Consider the following 2,204-nt stretch of genomic DNA (forward strand, 5'->3'; position numbering starts at 1 on the left):
AGCCAGAGCGCGGTGGTCAACAACGACGGCACCCTCGCCTCGGTCACCGATGCCAATGGCAACAAGACCTGCTACGCCTACGATGCGATGGGTCGGCTGAGCGAGATCAGCTACCCGTCGGAAACACAGATGGGTGTCTGCGGCGAAGATGAAGATGAGCCAGCGTGGGCGCCGACGACCCAGGTGTTCGAGCAGGTGGACGTCGCCGAGGGCGGCATCGCCGCCGGCCACTGGCGGCAGACCGTGAGCACCGGCAATGCACGCAAGGTGAGCTTCTACGACGCGCTGTGGCGGCCACTGATCGTGCAGGAGTTCGAGGTCGGCAACTACGAAGCGACCAAGCGGTTCAGCACCTTTGCTTACGACCACGATGGGCGCACGACCTTCGCCTCGTATCCAAGCACCGTCTACAACCCGACCGCGGGAACCCGCACGACCTACGACGTGCTGGGACGCACGGTGCGGGTCGAGCAGGACTCGGAGCTGGTGGCGCCGCTGGTGGCCACCACCTGGTATGGCAACAACGTCAATGGTGATTACATCAAAGCCACCAATCCACGTGGCGAGATCACCCGGACCTGGTATCAGAACTTCGACCAGCCCGGCATGGACACTCCGGTGGCGATCCGGCATCCGGAGAGCGCCAATACCCATATCGTGCGCGACGACTTCGGCAAGCCGACGCGGATCCGCCGCAGCGACAGCGTTAGCCCGGTCGGCGGCACCGTCGCGATCGATCGCGACTACTTCTACAACGCCCAGCAACAGCTGTGCCGGGTGAGGGAGCCGGAAACCGGCGACACCTTCATGGGCTACGACGCGGCCGGCAACCTGGCCTGGTCGGCGGCGGGGTACAACTCATCCGCTCCAGGCTGCCTGACCGCCGCGGACGTGGCGGCGCGCCGGGCCGACCGCGGCTACGACCTGCGCAACCGGATCGTGTCGCTGAGCTTCCCCGACGGCCGCGGCAACACCACCCACACCTACACCGCGGACGGCCTGCCGGAGACGGTGACCGTCGACAACGGTGGCGGCAGCCTGACCACCACCAGCTACAACTACAACCGCCGCCGGCTGATGACCAGCGAAGTGCTGGCCTACACCGATGTGTTCTCCTGGGCGGTCGACTATCAGTACAACGCCAACGGACACCGTTCGGCGCAGTCCTGGCATGGCATCACCGTCGACTATGCCCCGAACGCGCTCGGCCAGCCGACCAAGGCCGGCAGCTATGCCAGCAATGTCAGCTATTACCCCAACGGCGCGATCAAGCAGTTCACCTACGGCAACGGCATCGTCCACACCCTGACCCAGAACGCGCGTGGCCTGCCGGACACCAGTACCGACGCATACGGCGGCACCGCGTTCCTGGCTGACAGTTACGACTACGACGCCAACGGCAATGTCGCCGCGATCACCGACGGTGCGACCGGTACCGGCCAGCGCGGCAATCGCGACATGGTCTACGACGGCCTGGACCGCCTGACCGGCACGACCTCGCCGATGTTCGGCACCGCAACCTATGCCTACGATGTGTTGGACAACCTGACCCGGCTCAGTGTGAGTGGCAGTACCGCCGCGCGCGACCTTTACTACTGCTACGGCAGCGCCAACCGGCTGGCCTTCATCCGCAGCGGCCCGGTATGCACCGGCAGCTCGGCCAGCCCGGCGGTGCAGGCGTTGACCTGGGACCTGCAGGGCAATCTGGCCGACAAGAGCGGCCAGACCTTCTCGTTCGACTACGGCAATCGCTTGCGTGATGCCCAGGTGGGCACGGTGACCAGTCAGTACGCCTATGACGGAATGGGGCGCCGGGTCTGGGATTACACCACCCACAACAAGTTCAGCCAGTATCTGCAGTCGGGCGAACTGGCGATGACCGTCGACCAGCGCAAGAACATCGTTACCGAGTACATCTACCTGGGTGGCAGCCTGATCGCGACCCGAGACCGCTACACGCCGACCAACACCTATACGACCAAGTACCACCACACCGATGCCCTAGGCAGCCCGGTGGTGATCACCGACGCCAACCGCACCGAGCTGGAGCGCCGCGAGTACGAACCCTACGGCAAGCAGCTGACCCCGACCCCGCAGGACGGCCCCGGTTACACCGGCCACGTGTTCGACGCCGCCACCGGCCTGGTCTACGCCCAGCAGCGCTACTATGACGACGATATCGGGCGGTTCCTGTCAGCGGACCC

1 protein-coding gene is annotated in these 2,204 nt (G+C 65.4%); it reads left to right on the plus strand.

Annotated features, from left to right (window positions below; genetic code table 11):
• Positions 1-2,204: RHS repeat domain-containing protein (locus FKV24_RS07890; RefSeq protein ID WP_141481989.1), on the plus strand; the 2,204-nt coding region annotated here is incomplete at both ends.

This window comes from Marilutibacter maris (genome assembly GCF_006546735.2).
Classification (GTDB): Bacteria; Pseudomonadota; Gammaproteobacteria; order Xanthomonadales; family Xanthomonadaceae; genus Marilutibacter; species Marilutibacter maris.